The following is an 18,279-nucleotide window of genomic DNA, read 5'->3' on the forward strand; positions in this document are numbered from 1 at the left end:
CTGCGGGACGGACCGGCCGCTAAAAGAGGAACTTACTATGGGTAAGATTATTGGTATCGACCTTGGCACCACCAACTCGTGCGTTGCAGTCATGGACGGCAAAGAAGGCCGTGTGATTGAAAACAGCGAAGGTGCTCGTACCACCCCGTCAATGGTCGCTTTCACCGACGATGGTGAGCGCCTTGTCGGTCAGCCGGCGAAACGCCAGGCAGTCACCAACCCGGAAAACACCCTGTTTGCCATCAAGCGTCTGATCGGCCGTCGTTACGGCGACGCGGAAGTCGAAAAAGACAAGGATCTCGTTCCGTACAAAATCATCTCGGGCGAGAACGGCGATGCATGGGTTGAAGTCAATGGCGAGAAAATGGCACCGAGCCAGATCGCAGCCATGGTGCTTCAGAAAATGAAGGAAACCGCCGAAGGCCATCTTGGCGAACCGGTGACCGAAGCCGTGATTACCGTTCCGGCATACTTCAACGATTCCCAGCGTCAGGCGACCAAAGACGCCGGCAAGATCGCGGGTCTTGAAGTCAAACGTATCATCAACGAGCCGACCGCAGCTGCCTTGGCCTATGGTCTGGACAAGAAAGACGGCGGCACCGTGGTCGTTTATGACCTTGGTGGCGGTACCTTTGACGTGTCGGTTCTGGAAATCGGCGATGGCGTTTTCGAAGTTAAATCGACCAACGGTGATACCTTCCTTGGTGGTGAAGACTTCGACAAGCAGATCATTGATTACCTTGCCGAGGAGTTCAAAAAGGAACAGCAGATCGACCTGCGTAAAGACCGTCTGGCCCTTCAGCGTCTGAAAGAAGCTGCAGAGAAAGCCAAGATCGAGCTTTCCTCGTCGATGCAGACCGATGTCAACCTGCCGTTCATCACCGCTGACGCATCCGGTCCGAAACACCTCAATATCAAGCTGTCGCGTGCGAAGCTTGAAGGTCTGGTGGGCGATCTGATCGAACGCACCATGACGCCTTGCAAGGCAGCCCTGAAAGATGCCGGTATCACCGCAGGTGAAATCGACGACGTCATCCTGGTCGGTGGTATGACCCGTATGCCGAAGGTTCAGGAACGCGTTAAAGAGTTCTTTGGCCGTGATCCGCACAAAGGTGTGAACCCCGATGAGGTTGTTGCCCTTGGTGCCGCGATTCAGGGTGGTGTCCTGCAGGGTGACGTCAAAGACGTTCTTCTGCTGGATGTGACCCCGCTGTCGCTTGGTATTGAAACGCTCGGTGGTGTCTTCACCCGCCTGATCGACCGTAACACCACGATCCCGACCCGCAAGTCGCAGACCTTCTCGACCGCTGAAGACAATCAGACGGCCGTGACCATCCGCGTCTTCCAGGGTGAACGTGAAATGGCAGCCGACAACAAGATGCTCGGCCAGTTTGATCTGGTTGGTATCCCGCCGGCACCGCGCGGTGTTCCGCAGATTGAAGTGACCTTTGACATCGACGCCAACGGTATCGTCAACGTGTCTGCCAAAGACAAGGCGACCAACAAGGAACAGCAGATCCGTATTCAGGCATCTGGTGGTCTTTCCGATGACGAGATCGAAAACATGGTCAAGGACGCGGAAAGCAACGCCGAAGCTGATAAACAGCGTAAGGCCCTTGTCGAAGCCCGCAACCAGGCAGAAGCCATTATCCACGCCACCGAAAAGAACCTTTCGGAGCATGGTGACAAGGTTGACGATGCGACCAAGTCGGAAATCGAAAACGCCCTGTCGGCTTTGAAAGAAGCCAAGGACGGTGAAGATGCCGAAGCCATCACCACCAAGCTGAATGAACTGCAGCAGGCCTCGATGAAACTTGGCGAAGCCATGTATCAGGCGCAGCAGGAAGAAGCTGGTGACGGCGAAGCAGCAGAAGCCGATGCCTCTGCACAGGCCGATGACGGTGTTGTTGACGCCGACTTCGAAGAAGTCGATGACAACAAAAAAGACAAATAAGACGACCGCAGAGGTCGTCTTGAACGACGCCCTGTAAAGAAAAATCGGGCCGTTCCGGACGCAAGGATTTGCTGGAACGGCCCGACCGTATTTCGGAGTTACAGATGGCGAAAGAAGATTATTACGAGCTGTTGGGCGTCAGCAAAGATGCCAGCGCAGCCGAGCTGAAAAGCGCCTATCGTAAGCAAGCAATGAAGTATCACCCGGATAAGAACCCGGGCGATACAGAAGCTGAAATCAAGTTCAAACAGGTCAATGAAGCCTACGAAATCCTGAAGGATCAGGAAAAGCGTGCGGCCTATGACCGGTTTGGCCACGCAGCCTTTGAACAGGGCGGTCCCGGTGGCGGAGGCGGCTTTGGTGGCGGCTTCGGCGGTGGTTTTGGCGGCGGCGGTTTTGCCGATGTCTTTGACGAAATCTTTGGCGCCATGGGCGGCGGACGCCGCGGTGGTGGTGGATCTTCCCGCGGGGCGGATCTGCGCTACAACATGGCGATCTCGCTTGAAGAAGCGTTCGAAGGCAAGAAGGCCGAGATTACCATTCCAGGGTCTGTGTCGTGCGAAAGCTGCGACGGGACCGGTGCAGAACCGGGATCCCAGCCAGTTACGTGCCCAACCTGTAATGGTCATGGCAAGGTCCGTGCGCAGCAGGGCTTCTTTACCATTGAGCGCACCTGCCCGAGCTGTCATGGCAAAGGCAAGATGGTCAAGAACCCGTGCAAATCCTGTCACGGTGTTGGCCGCGTCGAGAAGGAAAAGACCCTTCAGGTCACCATACCGGCCGGTGTCGAAGACGGCACGCGCATTCGCCTTGCGGGCGAAGGCGAAGCCGGTACCAATGGTGCACCCCCGGGTGATCTTTATATCTTCCTTGATATTCAGCATCACCGCTTCTTCCAGCGCGAAGGGGCCAACCTGTATTGCCGGATCCCGATCCCGATGGGCAAGGCCGCCCTTGGTGGCACCATCGAAGTGCCGACGATTGAAGGCACGCGCACGCGGATCAACATCCCCGCAGGCACTCAGTCGGGCCAGCAGCTTCGTCTGCGTGGCAAGGGCATGACCATCCTGCGGTCTCAGGCACGCGGGGATATGTTTGTCGAAGTCAGCGTCGAAACGCCGGTCAATCTGACAGACCGTCAGAAAGAGCTTCTTGAAGAGTTTGACGAGATTTCCCGCGAACAGGGGTCGAGCCCGGAAAGTGAAGGGTTCTTCTCCAAGATGAAGGAAATCTGGAAAGACCTGACCGACTGATCGGCTTGTGTTTAAAAGATCGATATCCCAAACCCCCGGCAGCTTTGTCGGGGGTTTTATTTTGCGCAGTCGGGGCCTTGTGTTAAAGCAATTGCACGTATGAATTTGCTTGCCCGGAGGAGACCGGAAATGAAGATCGGAATTGTTGGATGTGCTGGCCGTATGGGGCGGATGCTGGTGAATGAAACCGCCAAGACCAAGGGCTGTGAAGTTGGTGGTGGAACCGACCTGCCCGGAAGTCCATTCATTGGCAAGGACGTCACCCTGATTGCCGGTCTTGAAGAAAGCGGCGTTGTCGTGGGCGATGATCCCAAGGCACTGTTTGAGGCAGTTGATGCGGTGATTGATTTCACCGCCCCGGCGGCGACCATGAAACATGCGAAACTGGCAGCCGAAACCGGCTCCATCCTTGTGATTGGCACCACCGGGCTTTCCAATGATCAGAAAGACGAGCTGAAAGTTGCGGCCCAAAAAGCGCCGATCATTTTTGCCCCGAATATGAGTGTCGGGGTTAACTTGGCCTTTGCACTGGTCGAGAAGGTGGCAAGCGTCCTTGATAAGGACGTGGCCGACATCGAAATCGTCGAAATGCACCACAAACATAAGGTCGATGCCCCGTCGGGTACTGCGCTTGGCCTTGGCGAAGCCGCTGCCAAGGGCCGTGGTGTTGATCTGGATGAGGTTTCTGTCCGTTCGCGCGACGGCCATACCGGTGCCCGCGAAGATGGCACCATCGGGTTTGCGACGCTGCGTGGCGGCGATGTGGTCGGCGATCATACGGTTGTCTTTGCCTGCGAGGGCGAACGCATCGAGATCACCCACAAGGCATCGTCACGCGAAGTCTTCGCCAAGGGTGCCGTCCGTGCCGCCAAATGGGCCGAGGGCAAGGCACCGGGGCTGTATTCCATGCGTGAAGTGTTAGGACTCTAAGCGCTTAGCTCATCAAAGCTGACCTGATACAAAAAGACCCCGCTGTAATGATCTGCAGCGGGGTCTTTTTTTGTCTTTTAGCGCTTTACGGGGGCTCTATGTACCACGCCGCAGGGTAATGTAGCCTTGGAGGAGGGCTATGATGATATCGCCATCTGGCCTCGCGTTTTTATACTGACCTGAGAGCTTCTTCTGCTTTATCCCGTCATTGATCTCTTTTACCGATAACCCGTCCTTGAGATCGTTCAGCCAAATTCTAGCTCGTTCAGAGCTTTCGGGATTTGGTTCATCAAGAACTTCGTTCAGTGCGCGGCCGGTAAGCTCAATGATCATATTTTCGTTCAGCTTATATTTGCTTTGGAATGCCCTTTCGTAATCCAAGCTTCTTCCAGAGGATTTGGACGGGTCCTTGTTAAGGGCTTGGGCTATTTCCAAGAACGGAAAGTAAGAGACTTCAACCTGTCCGTTGTCCATAGCCCAAATCCCTTATCAGTGTGCATCCGCCCAGCTATCACCGATGCCAGCATCGGCAATCAGCGGAACCGATAGATGGGCGGCGTTTTCCATGACTTCGCGGATGGTTTTGATCGCCTTTTCGGCTTCGTCTTCTGGGGCTTCAAAGATCAGTTCATCGTGGACCTGAAGCAACATGCGGGTCTTGAGCCCGGCATCGACCAAGGCACCGGGCACGGCAATCATCGCACGTTTGATGATGTCGGCGGCCCCGCCCTGAATAGGCGCGTTGATGGCGGCACGCTCGCCAAAGCTTCGGCGCATGCCGTTCTTGTCATTGATGCCACTGATATGGATATGGCGACCAAACAGCGTGCGGACAAAGCCGTGCTTTTTGGCGAATTCCTTGGCCTCGTCCATGTAATCGCGGATGCCTGGATAGATCTCGAAATAGGCTTCGATAAAGGCCTTGGCTTCTTTTTGCGGAATGCCAAGCTGGTTGGCCAGCCCAAAGGCCGAAATGCCGTAAATGATGCCGAAGTTGATCGCCTTGGCCTTGCGACGGACCATCGGGTCCATGCCTTCAATTGGCACACCAAACACCTTTGAGGCCGTTGCGGCGTGGATATCCTCGCCGTTCTTAAACGCCTCGCGAAGGGCTTCGATCTCGGCCACGTGGGCAAGAAGCCGCAACTCGATCTGCGAATAGTCGGCAGAAATCAGCTTGTGACCGGGTTCGGCGACAAAGGCGGTACGGATCTTGCGGCCTTCCTCGCTTCGGATCGGGATATTTTGCAGGTTGGGGTCATTGGATGACAAACGCCCGGTATTGACGTTGGTCTGACCGTAACTGGTGTGCACCCGCCCCGTATTGGGGTTGATGTGATGGGCAAGCGCGTCGGTATAGGTGCTTTTGAGCTTGGAAAGCTGACGCCATTCCAGAAGCTTGGCGGGCAGGTCATGGCCCTGTGCGGCAAGGGCTTCAAGCACGTCCGCACCGGTCTGCCAAGCCCCGGTTTTGGTCTTTTTGCCGCCGGGCAGGCTCATTTTATCAAACAGGATTTCGCCCAGCTGCTTGGGACTGCCAAGATTGAACGGTTCGCCCGCCATTTCGTGAATGGTTTCTTCAAGGGCGGCCATGCGCTTGGCAAAATCATCGGACAGATTTTTAAGGATCTCGGCATCGACCTTGACCCCAAGCCCTTCCATCTTGGCCAGAACCGGCACCAGCGGACGATCCAGCGTCTCATAGACGCTGGCCATATGTTCCTGTGCGATGCGGGGTTTCAGCAACCGATGCAGGCGTAGCGTGATATCGGCGTCTTCCGCGGCGTAATCGAGCGCCTTGTCGAGCGGGACCTGATCAAAGGTGATCTGGGTCTTGCCGCTGCCACAGACGTCCTTGAAGGAAATCGGCTTGTAATCGAGATGCAGCTCGGCCAGTTCATCCATGCCGTGCCCGTGGCTGGTGCCGTCAAGCACATAGGACAGCACCATGGTGTCATCCATCGGGGCAACATTGACGCCGTGGCGGGCCAGAACGATCATGTCGTATTTCAGGTTCTGACCGACCTTGAGAACGCCCGGGTCTTCCAGAAGCGGTTTAAGAAGCTCAATCGCGCGCTCCAGCTTGATTTGCTTGGGGTCGTCTTTTGATTCTGCCGGATTGTCGCCGAAATCAAAGCCGCCTTGCGCCTCGCCGCTGACATGACCGAGCGGGATATAGCAGCCATTGCCGGGCTCGGTTGAAAGCGAAACGCCGACCAATTTCGCCTGATGGGCATCAAGCGATGTGGTTTCGGTATCAACCGCGACGGTGCCAAGGTATTCAGCCTCGGAAATCCAGTGCTTTAGGCGCTCTTCATCCTGCACCAGTTCATATTCGGCCTTTTCGACCTTGATATCATTCACGCCAACGCCGGCCGCCGTCGGGCTTTCAAACTCAACATCACCGCCAAATTTCGACTTTACTTTAGAAAGCAATGATTTAAAGCCGTGACTTGCGATGAAGCTTAAAAGAACTTCGGGATCGGGTTCACGCAATTCGAAGTCGCCCAGCGGTTCGACCACTGGCACATCAGTCTTGAGTGTCACCAGATCGCGTGAGACACGGGCCAGTTCGGCATTTTCGATCAGTTTCTCGCGGCGCTTGGGCTGTTTGATTTCATCGGCGCGCTCCAATAGAGAATCAAGATCACCATATTCATCAATAAGTTGGGCGGCGGTTTTAACGCCAATCCCCGGAACGCCGGGCACATTATCGACGGAATCACCCGCAAGGGCCTGAATATCAATAACCTTGTCCGGGTTGACCCCGAATTTTTCCATAACTTCGGCAGCGCCAATGGTGCGATTCTTCATCGCATCAAACATTTGCACCCGATCGGTAACAAGCTGCATGAGGTCCTTGTCCGAAGACACGATAATCACATCAGAACCCTCTGCCTCGGCCTGACGGGCATAGGTTGCGATCAGATCGTCGGCCTCAAAGCCTTCAAGTTCGATGGATGGCAGGTTAAAGGCACGCGTCGCATCGCGGATCAGGCCGAACTGCGGCACCAGTTCTTCGGGGGGCGGCGGACGATGCGCCTTGTATTCCGGATAGAAGTCATTGCGGAACGACTTGCCCTTGGTGTCAAAGATCACCGCCATATGGTCGGGTTTGGTATCTTCGCGCAGCTTCATCAGCATGGTGCAGAAACCATAGACCGCATTGACGGGCGTGCCATCGGGGCTCGTCATCGGTGGCAGGGCGTGGAAAGCGCGGAAAATAAAGCCGGAACCGTCAACCAGTACGACGCGACGCGGGGCTTTGTCGGCGGACGAACCGGTGTTGGACGGGGCGGAATCTGTCATGCGTTTCGTGCTCTTGTATGCGTTAAAAAGATTGGCCGGAAGAATGCCCGATCCGCGCCGTTAAGTCGAGTGCCGCCTGCCAAGTTCTGGCAAAAACCACCAAGGCTCCTGACAGAATTACGCTACCGATTGCCAGGCAAGTCAGGGGCGAAATCAAATATTATTTCGATTTCGAAACAGGAAAGGTAAAGTCCTCATTTACCGGGTTTTTTAGCATCATTCTTCTTTGTGCTTATCAGCTTGCCCGGGGATTGCTATGGTAACGGGTAAATTCATCCCAAGGGACATGGGAGATCGGGTTCGTGGCCCGGAAATCAAGCAAGCCGGAATTTTTGCCGAAAGGCATCGGCGTGGAAACTGCAGGTCCGGCGCGTGAGCTTTCAGAAGACATGATGCTCGCCACCCGGAAACGCAAAAAGCAGAAAGACCGTCGCAAGGCGAACGGTGGCGGATGGCGCAGCTTTTTTAGCGTCAGCGCTTGGCTGCGCTTTATCCTGACCTTTGGTCTGTTTGGCCTGATCGTTCACGGCCTGTTTGTCTTCTTTGGCATTTATGACCGTAATCAAAGCCTGCCCAATTTTGATCACTTCATCTTGCTGATCAAACTCGTGGTGTTTGTCGCCCTGATGTATCTGTTCTATGCGATGCTGATGCATTACGGCCCGATCCGTCACAAGGTGCGCGGCATCTTCTTTCTGGCTTTGGCACCTGTGGCTGCCCTGTGCATTTTCATGATATATGGTGGTGGGCAGATTTTTGGCAGTTTCCTGCCGGTCTTGCAGTTCCTGACCCTGACTGTCGGGGTGGGTGGCTTTTTACTTTATGTGCTGGGGTATACGTGGGTCACTGGGCGCAAGGTCAAACGCGAGGCCGCCAAGAACAGTGATCCTGGCCTGACCAAAAACGATGGTGCGAACAACGGCGAAAAGGGCCTTCCGCCCCCGGTGCAGGGCGATCGTCGCCGTGTGCACAAGGCGGGTAATCTGCGTCTGCGTAGCACGGATGGTGGTGAAGGTCCGACAAACGGGACGCCGCGCCGCAAGATCCAACTTCCCGACGTCTGATGTGCCGCGTTTCAACTGCGATCTCAATATCTTGGGCAGTAATCTTCAAGTCTTGCGACACTATCAGGCCATCAAGGCCCATCAAATCTGCGATGTCGCATGGATTACGTCACATCAGAAAAGTTTTTTTTAAGATCAGCCTGGTGTGGTCCGTTGTTGAACCATGACCTGAGCATAATGGGCCGGGAAGCTGTCAGGAATGGTGTTCGAGGACCAGACCGGCAAGATACAGCGATCCAAGGATCAGAACCCGTTTCGGGGTCGGGCAGGCATCCAGAAGCGGGGTAATCGCCGCTTCAAATCCGTCGCAAGCAAAGGCTGGTGAAATACCGCACGTAATCGCTGCATCGCGCAGGGTTTCGGGCAGATGCGCCTGATGTTCGCCGGGGATCGGCACACCGGCAAATGCGTTAATGTGCATTGCTAACGGTTTGAGGAACGCTTCGGCGTCACGGTTATCAAGCATGCCCATGATGACGGCGGTATCGCCCGCTGGTTGGCGCGACAGCCAATCGGCAATCGCCTCGGACGCGGCAATGTTATGGCCACCATCCAAAATCAGATCGCAGCCGTCCGGCAAGGCATCGCAAAGCGGGCCCTTGCTGAGTTTTTGCAACCGTGCCGGCCAGCTTGCAGTTTCCAGACCACGGGCAAGGATGTTGGTATCCATGCCGTCACAGCCCGGAATCTGTGCTTTGCGTACCGTGGTAATCGCGGTGGCGGCATTGGTGTATTGATGGCGTCCGGGCAAGGCCGGATGGGGCAGGTTGATATGGTCGGTGCCGATGCGGATGGCAAAGCCGTCTTCGCGTTCCTCGGTAACTTCAAAATCATTGAAGATCGGGGCAGAGATGCGATTGGCGTAACAGGCCAATTTGTTAAAGGCCTCAAGGCTTTGCGGTGCGATAACGCAGGGAACGCCGGTTTTCATGATACCGGCCTTTTCGAATGCGATCTTGGCGATGGTATCGCCCAAAAACCCCTGATGATCGAGCGAGATCGGCGTGATCACGGTTGCCGCAGGAGCATCAATCACATTGGACGCGTCCACACGTCCGCCCAGCCCTGTTTCAAGCAGCAAAACATCAGCCGGAGCGCGCGAAAAAGCGAGGAATGCGGCAGCCTGGGTGATTTCAAAGAACGTGATCGATTCCCCGTCATTGACCGCCTCGACCTCTTCAAGAAGGTCACATAGCGCGTCTTCGGAGATCATTTCACCGGCAAGGGTGATGCGTTCATGAAAGCGCACCAGATGCGGGGAGGTGGAGCAATGCACACGTAGCCCGGCAGCCTCATAGATCGCGCGGAGATAGGCAAGGGTCGATCCCTTGCCGTTGGTGCCGGCGATATGAATGACAGGCGGAAGGGCAAGGTGCGGATTGCCAAGCTTGTCGAGAAGCCCGGTAATCCGCCCAAGCGAAAGGTCGATGACTTTTGGGTGCAGCTTGCCCAGACGGGCAAGGATTGCGTCGCTCCGCACCAAGTTACTTGTCCGCAGCCGGTGCTTTGGATTTGGCGGCCTTTTCCTTGGCGTCCTTGATCGGGACTATGGAAGCACCCGGTTTGGTGCGACGGATCATGTCGATCAGGCGGCCAAAGGTCGCGTTCAGTTCCGAACGCGGCACAACCATATCCACCATGCCATGTTCCAGAAGGTATTCGGCCGTCTGGAAGTCGTCTGGCAGTTTTTCGCGGATGGTGCTTTCGATCACGCGACGACCGGCAAAGCCGATCTGTGCGCCCGGCTCGGCGATCTGAATGTCGCCCAGCATGGCAAAGGATGCCGAAACACCGCCGGTGGTCGGATCCGTCAGGAGCACGAAATACGGCAGACCCTGTTCCTTGACCTTTTCAATCGCGGCCGTGGTACGTGCCATCTGCATCAGGCTGAGAATGCCTTCCTGCATACGCGCACCGCCCGAAGCCGGGACAATGATCAGGGCTGCATCCTGCACGCAGGCCAGTTCGGCCGCAGCAACGATGCCTTCGCCCACCGCGATGCCCATTGATCCGCCCATGAAGGAGAAATCGAAAACGGCAATAACGGTTGCATGCCCACCAACTTCACCATGGGCCACAGCCAGCGCATCCTTGAAGGTTGCTTTGGCCTGTGCGGCTTTGAGGCGGTCGGTATATTTTTTCTGATCGCGGAATTTCAGCGGATCGACCGGAACATTCGGCAGTTCGATGGTCTGGTACTTGCCACCATCAAACAGGGTCGCGAGACGGTCCTTGGCGGAAATCCGCATGTGATGACCGCAATGCTGGCAAACATGATTGTTCTTTGCCAGGTCACGATGGAAGATCATCTGTTCGCAGGATTTGCACTTGTGCCAGAGATTTTCTGGCACATCGGTGCGGCGAACAAGTTTCTGAATCTTTGGACGGACGAATTCAGTCAGCCAGGACATATCGGATACTGATCCTTGGTTCTGTCTATATCGGTTCGATCAAACGCAGCGCAGGCTATTTGCGCGCGTTTCGGACCCCGTTTGCAAGTTCACTCACAAGGTCGGTAACCATAGAGGCGGTCTTATCGGTGGCCTTGCCATTTTCGTCAAGACTTTCGGCAATTTTTGATACGATTGCCGATCCAACGACAGCAGCATCTGCCTGTTTTGCCACGTCTGCTGCCTGGGCTGCGGTCTTGATGCCAAATCCGACCGCAATCGGAAGATCGGTATGGCGCTTCAGGCGTTCCATTGCTTCGACGATCTGCTCGTTGCTGGCCGATCCGGCACCGGTCACGCCAGCAACCGAGACATAGTAAACAAAGCCCGAGGTATTCTGAACAAGTTTCGGAAGACGCTTGTCATCAGAGGTCGGCGTGGTCAGACGAATGAAGGACAGACCCTTTTCCACGGTCGGAACGCAAAGTTCTGCGTCTTCTTCAGGTGGCAGATCGACGACGATCAGGCCATCAACCCCGGCATTGCGGGCATCTTCAAGGAATTCAGCAACCCCATAGATATAGATCGGGTTGTAATATCCCATCAGAATGATCGGCGTTTCGTGGTCCTGATCGCGGAAGCCCCGCACGAGCGAAAGCGTCTTGCGCATATGCATGCCTGCGGCAAGCGCACGGTTCGATGCTTCCTGAATGGCAGGGCCATCGGCCATCGGATCGGTGAACGGCATGCCCAGTTCGATGATATCGGCACCGGCTTCGGGCAGGCCCTTGAGAATCTCAAACGATGCTTCGGGGTCCGGGTCGCCTGCGGTGATGAAGGTGACCAGACCTGCACGGCCTTCTTCCTTGAGCTTGGCAAAACGTTTTTCGATGCGGTCTTTGCCGCCGATGATCGCGTCGCTCACAGTTTAACTCCCAAAGCTTCGGCCACAGTGAAGATGTCTTTGTCACCACGTCCACACAGGTTGACGATGATGATTTTGTCTTTGCTCATTTTCGGTGCGATTTTCATGACATGCGCCAGTGCGTGACTTGGCTCAAGTGCAGGAATAATACCTTCGCACTCAGAACACAGCTTGAATGCTTCAAGTGCTTCTTTGTCCGTGATCGCGACGTAATCGACACGTCCGATATCCTTGAGCCAGCTATGCTCCGGACCGATGCCAGGATAATCAAGACCGGCAGAAATCGAATCTGCTTCGGTGATCTGGCCATCATCATCCATCAAAAGATAGGTGCGGTTGCCGTGCAGGACCCCCGGTGCGCCTGCCGTCAGGCTGGCGGCATGCTTGCCGGTGTGAACGCCGTGACCGGCGGCTTCGACGCCAGTGATTTCGACATCCTTGTCATCAAGGAACGGGTGGAACAGGCCAATGGCGTTCGAGCCACCACCGATGGCAGCAACCAGAAGGTCCGGCAGGCGCCCTTCGGCTTCCATGATCTGTTCTTTGGCTTCGTTGCCGATGACCGACTGGAAATCACGGACAAGCTCCGGATACGGGTGCGGACCGGCAGCCGTTCCGATGATGTAGAACGTATCAGCGACATTGGTCACCCAGTCACGCAGCGCTTCGTTCATCGCGTCTTTCAGCGACCGTGAACCCGATTCGACTGCTTTGACCTCAGCCCCCAGAAGCTTCATACGAAACACGTTGGGCGACTGACGTTCAATGTCCTTGGCACCCATATAGACCGTGCAGGGCAGGCCGAAACGTGCGCAAACAGTTGCGGTCGCGACACCGTGCTGCCCGGCGCCGGTTTCGGCGATAATCCGGGTTTTGCCCATGCGCATGGCCAACAGGATCTGCCCGATACAGTTATTGATCTTGTGCGCACCGGTATGGTTGAGCTCGTCACGCTTGAAATAGACCTTGGCGCCGCCAAGTTCTTCGGTCAGGCGTTCGGCGAAATAAAGCGGACTCGGGCGGCCCACATAATATTTCAGGTAATAATCCAGCTCTTTGTGAAATTCCGGGTCATTCTTGGCGTCTTTATAGGCCTGCTCGAGCTCAAGAATCAGCGGCATCAGGGTTTCGGCGACAAAACGTCCGCCGTAATTGCCAAAATGCCCGTCTGTATCGGGTAAGGTGCGGTAGCTGTTGGGCTTGGGCGATGAAGACGTCATAGAAATTCCCCGTGGGTAGACCGCAAGAACTGCGGCATAGACTGGCGACGACTGATTAATCCGCAGCGCAGACAGGGTTTGTCGCGCTGGCTGGTTACTGTACCCCGAAACGGGTGTAACGGATTAATGGGCGGCGTGCTCGGCCAAGGATTTGTCGAAGATATATTTTTTCGAGCAATACGGGCAGACCACCTCGCCTTTTTCCTCAAGATTAAGGTACACGGTCGGGTGCCCAAGGTGACCTTTTCCGCCGTCACAGGCAACATTTAGCGTGCCGACTTTGATTTCTTCGGTGATCTTCATATATCCAGTTCCAAGTTTGCCATTTTCAGGCTTGTATGACCATCGGGATTGGCCACGCAGCGTGGACAGCATTGACCCCGGTTTCCCGGGAATGATACCGATTGGCCATATTCAATCAATACTTCCGCGTGCTCATGGCGCCCCATGGTCTTAGCGCAAACAAGCGACGCGGAAAAGAGTGGAGATCACTGACATATGACTGCAATGCCCGACTATGCCATCGAAGTCGAGGGGCTGACAAAGGTCTATAAGGGATCAAACGGCGAAAAACTTGCCCTTGATAACGTTTCGCTGAAGATTCCACGCGGCTCGTTTTTTGCTCTTCTGGGCCCGAACGGTGCCGGAAAGTCTACGTTTATCAACATCCTGGCTGGTCTGGTGACCAAGAGCAGCGGTACGGCAAAAATCTGGGGATATGATATCGAAGCCCAGATGCGGGCCGCGCGCTGTTCCATCGGGATCGTGCCACAGGAACTCAACCTTGATGCATTTTTCACCCCGCGTCAGGTGATGGAACTGCAGGCGGGTCTTTATGGTGTTCCTAAACCGGAACGCCGCACGGACGAGATTCTTGCCGCCCTTGGCTTGTCGGACAAGGCTGATTCGTATTCCCGTTCCCTTTCGGGCGGGATGCGTCGTCGTCTTCTGGTCGGCAAGGCGATGGTTCATACCCCGCCAGTATTGGTTCTTGATGAACCGACTGCGGGTGTTGATATCGAACTGCGTCAGCAGCTTTGGTCCTATGTCAAGGAGCTCAATGCCGCTGGTGTCACCATTGTTCTGACCACGCATTACCTTGAAGAAGCCGAAGAGCTCTGTGACGAGATCGCGATCATCAATCAGGGCAATGTGATTGCCCATGAAGACAAGCGCAGCCTGCTGCGTCGGATCGATCACAAGACGCTGGTTCTGACCGTGAATAATGAGCTGAACGCAGTACCCGATGCCCTGTCGCCATGGGGCGCAGAGCTTAAATCGGAAAACCAGATCGCCCTGCATTATCGCCCCAGCAATACGCAGATGGCAGAAATCCTTGAGGCGATCCACGGCTGCGGCTTGGCGATCAAGGACCTGTCGACCGAGGAAGGCGATCTTGAAGACATCTTCCTGAAGCTGACGCGTGACAACAATAAAGCGCGCGCGGGTCAGGCTGCATGATCCTGCGTGCCTGAACTTATTCAGTTATCTGGCCAGATATGCAAAACCCCGCAAAAAACTTGCGGGGTTTTGTTTGATTGCTGTTTTGATCTGCTCGACTACTTGAACCTGCTAGAGGCCATTTTCATCGCGGTTTCAAGCGAGTCCCAAGCGTTATCCATGCCAGCTTTCAGGTCTTGCCAGGCGGTATCGCTTGATTTTTGCAATTGCCGGAGCTTCTGCTCGGCGTCCTCTTGCATGGCGCGGAGCTCTTGGACTTGTTTCTGATATTGCAGTTGTGCATCGGCTTCTGCCGCGTCAGCCTGCGCCTTAAGCTTGTCAACCTGGGCGCTCCACTCTTTGAGTTGGGCTTCCAGTTTTTTCTCGTAAGCTTCTTTCATGCTCATGGTCGTATCCTTTCGTTGAAAAACGTGTGGAACGATCGATATGGCAACAAGGCATAATACCCAATGTCTGCATCTGTCATTGGATTATAAAACCCGCTGAACCGCTTGCAATTCTAATGGATTGGTCCGGTTGGTTAAACCTTAAACCAGAATTTCCCCAATAACGCGCGTTTCCATTTAAAATATCTAATTTGCGACAATAACTTGCGGGCGCAGGCATTATAATCTTCATTGAGTGGTTCTGTTTCCCGCTTAGGGTTGGTCACCGTCTTGTCAGCGTGTTTTATGCTCCCCGTTGTCCGCCTCTGTGTCCTGTTGCTGTTTGCCGGGATGATTAGCGCCTGTGCGCCAACCATCCATCCGGCCGGCCCACCGATTGCCCAAATATCCCTTGAAGATGAAGCCTATATTGCCAGTGATGGCACGAAGCTTTCGCTGCAAAGCTGGGGCGATCTGGAAAATCCGAGTGCGGTGATCCTTGGCTTGCACGGAATGGGCGATTACGCCAATGCCTTCATGGAACTTGGTGAACAAATCGGCCCGCGCGGGATTGCGATCTATGCCTATGATCAGCGCGGATTTGGCCGTACGCCAACGCGACCGTTCTGGGCCGGGGCGGCGAGCATGGTCAATGATGCCAGTGATGCCTTGACGCTGCTGCGCGCCCGCTACCCCGATACGCCGATTTACCTTCTCGGCAATTCGATGGGTGGGGCGGTCGCGATCATTGCGGCTGCGACGCGCGGGCATCTGATGGACGGGCTGGTTCTTGTGGCACCGGCGGTTTGGAACCGTGACATGATGCCGTGGTATCAGACAGCCCCGCTTTCGATCTTCTCGCACAGCCTGCCTTGGTTGCCGTTGACCGGGCGGGGGCTTGATATCTGGCCGTCGGACAATATCGAAATGTTGCGTCGCCTTTCGCGCGATCCCTACATGATGTCATCAGTGCGTGTGGATATGATTGCCGGTGTTGCCGATATCATGGATATGGCACGCAAGCGGGCCAGTGACATTTCCGTACCCACCCTTTTGCTTTCGGGTGAGCAGGATCAGGTGATCCCGCCCGACGCGGTCGAGGCCCTTGATAATGAGCTATCAAGCCTTGGGTTGCCGGCCTATCAGCGCTGTCTGTATGACGCGGGTTATCACATGCTTCTGCGTGATCTGAACGGGCCGGTGGTGATCGAGGATATTCGGCGTTGGGTGACGGTCGAGCAAACCGAACAAAATTATTCCTGCACAATCAAATGATTGTATTTTGACCCTCGTTTGCCGATCAGGTAGCCTTTTTTAAGGTCTGGTAGACTTTTTTAAAGAGTTGCAATGCATTATGCGGGTTGTCGAACCGTTGCTTCGTTCCGATATGCCAAGCAGCGATTGACGGTGCAATATCACTTAACCGGAGGATCAGGACCGGCATGCTAAGGACCATTCGGGCGAAGTTCCTGGGTGTCGCGGCCTTTTTTGTCGTGTGGCTCGTCGTGGCCACCGGGTTCTCCGTGATCCAGTCCCTTGGCATCAATGGCGATCTTGAGGCGGTGTCGCGCTATGTCACACCGGTAAAGGATTCCCTTTCCGATGTGCGTGCGCGCCAGCTTGAACAGATTTCGCTGATCGACCGTTACATGCGTGTGGTCGAAAGTGACGGGCCGCAGACATCGCTTTTGAATGGCATCGAGATCGAAATCGAAGCCAAGCAAACCCAGATCGAACAGGCTTTCCGCAAATCCTTTACCTTTGCCGCCCTTGGACGCGCACAGGCATCCGGTCATTTTGACGAAGGGGTGCTGCTTGATCTTGATGTGCGGATGCGTGAATTTGCCGATGTGTCTGCACAGTTTTCCCTTGGTGTTGAACGGCTTCTTGATCAGGTGCGCGCGGGCAACCTGCCCGATGCCGGGGCACAGGAAAAGACCGTGCGCGGTCTGCACCGGATTATCGTGCTTAACCTGCGCAATGAAATCCGTCTTCTGGAAGACTATGCCGCGCAAACGGTTGAAAACGTTTCCAAGCGCGAAGATTTCCTGATCCAGGCCGAATTCATCATGATGCTGGCCGCGGTCATCATCGGCATTTCGCTGGCGTATTACATGGCGCATGCGGTGGTGGTTGCCGTGCGCAAGACCACGAATGCGCTGAATTCCATTCAGTCGGGCAAGCTCGATACCAAGCTTGAGTTCAGCTCAAAGGGCGATTTTGGTCGCTTGGGCGATGCCTTTAACCGCATGACCCGTGAACTCCGCGTACGGTTCCGCATGCGTGAACGGTTTGGCAAATATGTTGATCCGAAAGTCATCAATAATCTTATTAATCAGGAAACCGCGCTTGAGAACTCCGAAAAGCGCGTAATGACGGTCAGTGTCGTGAACCTGACCGGGTTTGATTGGCTGGCCGAACATACCCCGCCCGAAAAGCTTGTTGATTTCCTCAATGACTATCTGACGGCAATGACCGAACCGATTGCCAATCACAGCGGCATTATCGACAACTTTGTTGGCGACCGGGTGATTGGCTTCTGGGGCCCGCCATTCTGTGGCGAGGGCGCCCATGCCGGTCACGCCTGTCAGGCCGCCCTTGAACAGGTCGCACGTTTTCATGCGCTTAAAACCAAATATGCTGATCTGATTGGCGATCATGGCCTTGAAATCCGCATCGGGATCGCGACCGGTGAGGTGGTTGTGGGCTCCATCGGGACGGACAAATCACGTGCTTATACGGTGGTTGGCGATTGCGTGAACTATGCCAACCGTCTGGAAAAGGCCAACCGGGTCTATGGTACGCAAATTCTGGCCTCGCACGAAACCGCCAGCATGGCCTCGGGTGAGGTTGAAATGCGTGATCTTGATCATGTCGTGCTTCTGGGCACGGAAAAGGTCGTGTTCCTGTATGAAGTCCTCGCCCCCGGTGGGCAGCTTTCCGAGGAACGGCGCGGATGGCGCAGCAAATACGAAGCCGCTATGGCGCATTACCGTGATGGCAATTTCGATGCGGCCCGCCCGCTTTATGAAGAAGTCATGGAATTTGATGACAGCGACTTCGCCGCCCAACTGATGATGAACCGGATGGAACGCCTTGAGCGGCGCGAACAGGACCGCGAATGGAACGGGACATGGGTGGTGCGCGATCCGTATGAACGCCGCGATGTAGAAAGCTGATTGCAGGCTTTCCGCGCCAACGTTACCTTAACCATGATCGGTGATCATTAAGGCCGCAAACGGGTTCGAAAACCCTTGCCCGTTAAGGCCAAAACCTGTATCACCCATCGCACTCGGGCCACATATTCCAGTCATGGCCCCACATATTGCGCACCCGTAGCTCAGCTGGATAGAGCGTCGCCCTCCGAAGGCGAAGGCCACAGGTTCGAATCCTGTCGGGTGCGCCATC

Annotated in this window: 15 protein-coding genes and 1 tRNA gene; 8 read left to right on the forward strand and 8 right to left on the reverse strand. The window is 55.2% G+C overall.

Annotated elements, in window-relative coordinates:
* The first annotated feature begins 37 nt into the window (after positions 1-37).
* The 3 genes from dnaK to dapB all read left to right on the forward strand — a co-directional run bounded on the left by dnaK (position 38) and on the right by dapB (position 4,137).
* Positions 38-1,954 (forward strand): molecular chaperone DnaK, encoded by a 1,917-nt coding sequence (gene dnaK, locus HED22_RS05860; protein WP_167720093.1) that lies wholly within the window; start codon positions 38-40, stop codon positions 1,952-1,954.
* 104 nt (positions 1,955-2,058) lie between these two features.
* On the forward strand, positions 2,059-3,207 hold the full coding sequence (dnaJ, locus tag HED22_RS05865) for a molecular chaperone DnaJ (protein ID WP_167720095.1): 1,149 nt from the start codon (positions 2,059-2,061) through the stop codon (positions 3,205-3,207).
* Between the two features lie 129 nt (positions 3,208-3,336).
* The gene (gene dapB, locus HED22_RS05870; RefSeq protein WP_167720097.1) at positions 3,337-4,137 is read left to right on the forward strand and encodes a 4-hydroxy-tetrahydrodipicolinate reductase; all 801 of its coding nucleotides are present in this window, start codon (positions 3,337-3,339) and stop codon (positions 4,135-4,137) included.
* Between the two features lie 96 nt (positions 4,138-4,233).
* On the opposite strand, the gene HED22_RS05875 is transcribed toward dapB, so the two are convergent.
* Both HED22_RS05875 and polA read right to left on the reverse strand, forming a co-directional pair.
* Positions 4,234-4,611 carry a hypothetical protein gene (locus HED22_RS05875; protein ID WP_167720099.1) on the reverse strand — a complete coding sequence of 126 codons (378 nt, stop codon included), beginning with the start codon at positions 4,609-4,611 and terminating at the stop codon, positions 4,234-4,236.
* 15 nt (positions 4,612-4,626) lie between these two features.
* A complete protein-coding gene (gene polA / locus HED22_RS05880; protein ID WP_167720101.1) occupies positions 4,627-7,446 on the reverse strand; it encodes a DNA polymerase I in 2,820 nt (939 codons plus the stop codon).
* A 302-nt stretch (positions 7,447-7,748) separates the two neighbouring features.
* Between polA and HED22_RS05885 the strand changes: the two genes are divergently transcribed.
* Positions 7,749-8,510, forward strand: coding sequence for a hypothetical protein (locus HED22_RS05885; RefSeq protein ID WP_167720103.1), 762 nt, complete (start codon positions 7,749-7,751; stop codon positions 8,508-8,510).
* Positions 8,511-8,703: 193 nt separating this feature from the next.
* Here the strand turns inward: HED22_RS05885 and HED22_RS05890 are convergent, their stop codons facing one another.
* From HED22_RS05890 to HED22_RS05910, 5 genes are all read right to left on the reverse strand, one after another.
* On the reverse strand, positions 8,704-9,990 hold the full coding sequence (locus HED22_RS05890) for a folylpolyglutamate synthase/dihydrofolate synthase family protein (protein WP_368484477.1): 1,287 nt from the start codon (positions 9,988-9,990) through the stop codon (positions 8,704-8,706).
* A gap of 4 nt (positions 9,991-9,994) precedes the next feature.
* A complete protein-coding gene (gene accD / locus HED22_RS05895; RefSeq protein ID WP_167720107.1) occupies positions 9,995-10,921 on the reverse strand; it encodes an acetyl-CoA carboxylase, carboxyltransferase subunit beta in 927 nt (308 codons plus the stop codon).
* A gap of 55 nt (positions 10,922-10,976) precedes the next feature.
* Positions 10,977-11,825, reverse strand: a complete 849-nt coding sequence (trpA, locus tag HED22_RS05900) for a tryptophan synthase subunit alpha (protein ID WP_167720109.1) — start codon at positions 11,823-11,825, stop codon at positions 10,977-10,979.
* Positions 11,822-13,045: a tryptophan synthase subunit beta gene (gene trpB, locus HED22_RS05905; RefSeq protein ID WP_167720111.1), complete on the reverse strand. Its 1,224-nt coding sequence runs from the start codon at positions 13,043-13,045 to the stop codon at positions 11,822-11,824. The genes trpA and trpB overlap by 4 nt, the downstream gene beginning before the upstream one ends.
* A gap of 123 nt (positions 13,046-13,168) precedes the next feature.
* Positions 13,169-13,348, reverse strand: coding sequence for a zinc-finger domain-containing protein (locus HED22_RS05910; RefSeq protein ID WP_040822460.1), 180 nt, complete (start codon positions 13,346-13,348; stop codon positions 13,169-13,171).
* A gap of 195 nt (positions 13,349-13,543) precedes the next feature.
* On the opposite strand from HED22_RS05910, the gene HED22_RS05915 reads away from it, so the two are divergent.
* Positions 13,544-14,506, forward strand: a complete 963-nt coding sequence (locus tag HED22_RS05915) for an ABC transporter ATP-binding protein (RefSeq protein WP_167720113.1) — start codon at positions 13,544-13,546, stop codon at positions 14,504-14,506.
* A 98-nt stretch (positions 14,507-14,604) separates the two neighbouring features.
* Here HED22_RS05915 and HED22_RS05920 read toward each other — a convergent pair whose 3' ends face one another.
* The gene (locus tag HED22_RS05920) at positions 14,605-14,892 is read right to left on the reverse strand and encodes a coiled coil domain-containing protein (RefSeq protein WP_167720115.1); all 288 of its coding nucleotides are present in this window, start codon (positions 14,890-14,892) and stop codon (positions 14,605-14,607) included.
* 285 nt (positions 14,893-15,177) lie between these two features.
* On the opposite strand from HED22_RS05920, the gene HED22_RS05925 reads away from it, so the two are divergent.
* The 3 genes from HED22_RS05925 to HED22_RS05935 all read left to right on the forward strand — a co-directional run bounded on the left by HED22_RS05925 (position 15,178) and on the right by HED22_RS05935 (position 18,277).
* The gene (locus HED22_RS05925; RefSeq protein ID WP_254869799.1) at positions 15,178-16,146 is read left to right on the forward strand and encodes an alpha/beta hydrolase; all 969 of its coding nucleotides are present in this window, start codon (positions 15,178-15,180) and stop codon (positions 16,144-16,146) included.
* A gap of 167 nt (positions 16,147-16,313) precedes the next feature.
* Positions 16,314-18,050 carry an adenylate/guanylate cyclase domain-containing protein gene (locus tag HED22_RS05930; RefSeq protein ID WP_167720117.1) on the forward strand — a complete coding sequence of 579 codons (1,737 nt, stop codon included), beginning with the start codon at positions 16,314-16,316 and terminating at the stop codon, positions 18,048-18,050.
* A gap of 150 nt (positions 18,051-18,200) precedes the next feature.
* Positions 18,201-18,277 (forward strand) — tRNA-Arg (locus tag HED22_RS05935).
* Positions 18,278-18,279: the final 2 nt, after the last annotated feature.

Source organism: Thalassospira sp. HF15 (assembly GCF_011806525.1).
In the GTDB taxonomy this organism is placed as follows: domain Bacteria; phylum Pseudomonadota; class Alphaproteobacteria; order Rhodospirillales; family Thalassospiraceae; genus Thalassospira.

Excerpts from the sequence above, each read along its gene's own strand:
- HED22_RS05910 (WP_040822460.1), bottom strand. The coding sequence starts at position 13,348 with ATGAAGATCACCGAAGAAATCAAAGTCGGCACGCTAAATGTTGCCTGT.
- dapB (WP_167720097.1), top strand. The coding sequence starts at position 3,337 with ATGAAGATCGGAATTGTTGGATGTGCTGGCCGTATGGGGCGGATGCTG.
- HED22_RS05875 (WP_167720099.1), bottom strand. The coding sequence starts at position 4,611 with ATGGACAACGGACAGGTTGAAGTCTCTTACTTTCCGTTCTTGGAAATA.
- dnaK (WP_167720093.1), top strand. The coding sequence starts at position 38 with ATGGGTAAGATTATTGGTATCGACCTTGGCACCACCAACTCGTGCGTT.
- HED22_RS05915 (WP_167720113.1), top strand. The coding sequence starts at position 13,544 with ATGACTGCAATGCCCGACTATGCCATCGAAGTCGAGGGGCTGACAAAG.
- HED22_RS05930 (WP_167720117.1), top strand. The coding sequence starts at position 16,314 with ATGCTAAGGACCATTCGGGCGAAGTTCCTGGGTGTCGCGGCCTTTTTT.
- HED22_RS05920 (WP_167720115.1), bottom strand. The coding sequence starts at position 14,892 with ATGAGCATGAAAGAAGCTTACGAGAAAAAACTGGAAGCCCAACTCAAA.
- HED22_RS05925 (WP_254869799.1), top strand. The coding sequence starts at position 15,178 with ATGCTCCCCGTTGTCCGCCTCTGTGTCCTGTTGCTGTTTGCCGGGATG.
- accD (WP_167720107.1), bottom strand. The coding sequence starts at position 10,921 with ATGTCCTGGCTGACTGAATTCGTCCGTCCAAAGATTCAGAAACTTGTT.
- trpB (WP_167720111.1), bottom strand. The coding sequence starts at position 13,045 with ATGACGTCTTCATCGCCCAAGCCCAACAGCTACCGCACCTTACCCGAT.
- dnaJ (WP_167720095.1), top strand. The coding sequence starts at position 2,059 with ATGGCGAAAGAAGATTATTACGAGCTGTTGGGCGTCAGCAAAGATGCC.
- polA (WP_167720101.1), bottom strand. The coding sequence starts at position 7,446 with ATGACAGATTCCGCCCCGTCCAACACCGGTTCGTCCGCCGACAAAGCC.